The sequence below is a fragment of the Rhizobium sp. BK491 genome, from assembly GCF_014194925.1.
Classification (GTDB): domain Bacteria; phylum Pseudomonadota; class Alphaproteobacteria; order Rhizobiales; family Rhizobiaceae; genus Rhizobium.
Window position 1 is genome coordinate 1 of the sequence record NZ_JACIAR010000034.1, and the last position, 3,092, is coordinate 3,092.

Consider the following 3,092-nt stretch of genomic DNA (forward strand, 5'->3'; position numbering starts at 1 on the left):
GTAAGCGGCGTGCCGGTCGCACCTTGTCAGTGGATTTTAGATTTGATGGCGAGGTGGTAGCGCAGCCTTGAAGGGCACGGGAACTTTGTGCCCTTTGCTGACGTAAGGAAGCGTCATTACGCTTTAGGCCGGTCGGCCTGGAACGAATGATATCGCAATTTTTTTTGCTCTAATGAAGCCGTCCAATCCATAGCAAGGTAGAAGTTCGATCTCGATGTCGAGAGCATCCTCCGGCATCGCATAGTAGCCCGTTCGGCCTCGGTTCGTTGCACGTTGAAGGACGAGGCCTGCGATAACATTCTGACCGCTGAAGCCGTCTAGTTGAAGGTCCATAATTCCTTCAAAGCTGAATGTCACAACAGCGTGCTTATCAAGCACAATATAGCCATTCGGATCGACCCCGTCGGTCATGATCCAGCCGTGTATCTTCAGTTCGCTAGCTCCAATTCGGCTGAGAGACAGACTGATTATCTCGGCATCGTGGAAAGTTGGCACCTCTCCGAACCACGCCAACAACTCATCTCCTCCCGGCACATCTGCGTAGATCATATCTTGCCCCATGCAAAAGTCGGCGGTGTCTCACCATAACAACCTGAAGGAGTTTAGCAACGCGCTCAGACACGCAGCATTATGACCGCAAGGAACCGACTGCGGTTCTTATGCATGCGTTCTTCACCGGATAATTCCACGGTAGAAGTTCCTCGATTCGGAGCTGCCTGTGACCATTGACGATGGCGGTGAGCGTGGCACTCAGGTAGGCAAACGGATCAACAGAATTGAGCTTGCAGGTCTCGATCAGCGAGGCGATGGTCGCCCAATTCTCCGCTCCCGCATCATGCCCAGCAAACAGAGCATTCTTACGATTGAGGGCTATCGGCCTGATGGTTCGTTCGACGGAATTGTTGTCGATCTCGACGCGACCATCGGTCAGGAAGACGCAGAGCCCATCCCAGTATTTGGCGATATAGGCCAGAGCTTCGCCAAGCGGCGATTTGCCAGCGACGCGGGCACGATGATGCGTGAGCCAAGTCCGCATGTCCGCGATCAAAGGTGCTGACCGCGTTTGCCTTCCGGCCAGTCGAGCGTCGGCGTCGAGACCGCGCAGCTCCGCTTCGATACGATAGAGTTCGCCGATCCGCTTCACGCCTTCCTCTGCAATCGGTGTCGAGCCGGTGCGAGTGATCTCGACTAGCTTGCGCCGCGCGTGCACCCAGCAATAGGCTAGCCGGATGTCGGGACCAACACGATCCGCTGCGATCAGCCGGTTATATCCCGCGTAGCCGTCGACCTGAAGGACGCCCGTAAACCCTTGCAATATTCGTTCGGCATGTTGCCCGCCACGCCCTGGAGTGTAGGTAAAGGCTACGCCTGGCGGTGCACCTCCGCCCCACGGTTGGTCATCGCGGGCCAGAGCCCAGAAGTATCCGGTCTTGGCTTTGCGCGAACCGGGATCGAGGACCGGCGCACGCGTCTCGTCCATGAACAGCTTGGTCGAGCGCTTCAAATCTGCGATCAGAGCGTCGAAGACCGGACGAAGTTCGAATGCCGCCCGGCCGACCCAATCGGCGAGCGTCGAACGGTCAAGATCGAGACCCTGGCGGCTCATGATCTGGGCCTGTCGGTAAAGCGGCAGATGGTCAGCGTACTTGGAAACCAGCACATGCGCGATGGTCGCCTCTGTCGGCAATCCGGCCTGGATCAATCGCGCTGGTGCTGGAGTCTGGGCAACGCCGTCGGTACATGCACGGCAGGCATATTTGGGACGACGCGTGGCAATAACGCGGAATTGCGCCGGAATGACATCCAGCCGCTCGGAGACGTCCTCGCCGATGCAATGCAGGCCGCCGCCACAGGCGCAGATCAGGCTTTCCGGCTCGATGATTTCCTCAACACGAGGAAGATGAGCGGGCAGAGAGCCGCGATTGGTGACACGGGGTTTAGGCTGCGGCTTGCCCGAGGGGCTATCGGCTTCATCTTCGGCATGGATAGCAGCAATGGCCGTTTCCAGGTCCTCCAATGCGAGATCGAATTGTTCAGGATCGGCCTTCTCAGATTTGCGGCCGAAGGCTGCCTGCTTGAACGCTGCGACCAGCTTCTCCAGTCGCTCGATCCGGTCATCCTTGCGAACTTCACGCGCTTGCGCCGCGATCAGCATGGCCTTCAGCGCAGCAATATCGTCCGGAAGATCAGTGGCATCCAACATGCCCGAAGTCTATCAAACCCCGTTACGCTTCGCCGGAAGAATCCACCGCCCGAGTCATCGTGCCGCAGCTATTCGATGGCATCCGGCGGTCTCGCCTCCACGGACCGGACCCGACGCCAGTCAAGGCCTGCGAACAACGCTTCGAACTGCGCGTGGCCCAGCGTCATCAGCCCATCCTTGATGCCCGGCCAGGTGAAGGTGTGTTCTTCCAGCCGCTTATAGGCCATCACCAGACCGCTGCCATCCCAGTAAATTAGCTTCAGCCGGTCCGCCTTACGGGATCGGAATACGAAGACCGTCCCTGTAAAAGGGTCCTTGTGCAGCTCGTTCTTGACCAGTGCCGCCAATCCATCGTGGCCCTTGCGGAAATCGACCGGCTTTGTCGCCACCATGATCCGGACGCGGTTCGATGGAAAGATCATGCCGGAACCGCGCAGGCACGCGCGACAGCGGCGATGCGGGCGACAGACGCACCTTCTTCCAGCCGAATGGTGACGGACCCGACGATGATCTCGGGACGGCTGGCCTTCTTGATCGGCGGTTCCGAAACAGGTGGTTCGACGATTACCGTTGCGAACTCCACCGCATCCTCAGGTGCAGGCAGAACCAGCTTGCCTTGCCGCGCCATCGTTCGCCAGGTGGAGAGGTGGTTCGGCTTCAGGCCATGCCGTTCGGCAACTTCGTTCACCATCGCTCCGGGCCGAAGACTCTCCGAAACGATTTGCGCTTTCACCTCGTCCGGCCAGTGCCGGTGAACCTCACGTCCAGACTTCCTGGTCGTGAGAACCTCCAATGTAGTCTCCATGGAGAAACTCCCGTTGCTCGTCCATGGATAGGCGATCACAGATCAGGGCGGCGAGGACAACGTGGGGGTGGAACAGCGGTTACA

General features: G+C 58.7%; 4 protein-coding genes. All 4 read right to left on the minus strand.

Features of this window, described 5'->3' with window-relative positions; genetic code table 11:
- Nucleotides 1-123: 123 nt before the first annotated feature.
- The 4 genes from FHX05_RS30150 to FHX05_RS30165 all read right to left on the minus strand — a co-directional run bounded on the left by FHX05_RS30150 (nt 124) and on the right by FHX05_RS30165 (nt 3,008).
- On the minus strand, nt 124-549 hold the full coding sequence (locus FHX05_RS30150) for an Imm50 family immunity protein (RefSeq protein ID WP_183876538.1): 426 nt from the start codon (nt 547-549) through the stop codon (nt 124-126).
- Nucleotides 550-628: 79 nt separating this feature from the next.
- Nucleotides 629-2,203: an IS66 family transposase gene (locus FHX05_RS30155; protein WP_183876540.1), complete on the minus strand. Its 1,575-nt coding sequence runs from the start codon at nt 2,201-2,203 to the stop codon at nt 629-631.
- Between the two features lie 68 nt (nt 2,204-2,271).
- Nucleotides 2,272-2,625 (minus strand): IS66 family insertion sequence element accessory protein TnpB, encoded by a 354-nt coding sequence (gene tnpB / locus FHX05_RS30160; RefSeq protein ID WP_071084382.1) that lies wholly within the window; start codon nt 2,623-2,625, stop codon nt 2,272-2,274.
- Entirely contained in the window at nt 2,622-3,008 is a 387-nt protein-coding gene (locus FHX05_RS30165) for a transposase (RefSeq protein WP_183876542.1), read from the minus strand. The genes tnpB and FHX05_RS30165 overlap by 4 nt, the downstream gene beginning before the upstream one ends.
- Between the last annotated feature and the right edge of the window lie 84 nt (nt 3,009-3,092).